This window comes from Monashia sp. HAY1-5C (assembly GCF_056755255.1).
The window spans coordinates 1-282 of the sequence record NZ_JBPGXG010000324.1; the positions used below are offsets into that span (position 1 = coordinate 1).

Annotated in this window: 1 protein-coding gene; it reads right to left on the reverse strand. The window is 45.4% G+C overall.

All coding sequences use genetic code 11. The features are described from left to right. The coding region (locus ACR9ZK_RS21865) for a hypothetical protein (protein ID WP_481344056.1) at nt 1–282 on the reverse strand (282 nt) is incomplete at both ends.

The window sequence follows — 282 nt, forward strand, 5'->3', positions numbered from 1 at the left end:
TTCCGGATGCATCAGAAAAGATAAAATCATCCAGATAAACCTTCACATTCCGAACCCCAAACGGAGAACGAAGGGTACTTCCGCGAAGAGAAATTCTGTAACTGCCGGGTGAACGTTCCTCCATTCTGGCGCCGGAAATATGGTTAATAGATTCCAGCATTCTTTCCGGTGGATTCTGGCTGAGCAGATTTTCGGAAATTACCGACACAGATTTGGTGGAAGTGATAAAGGCAGCCGGTTTTTTATAAGCATCAATCCTTACTTCGGAGATCAGTGCTGCAG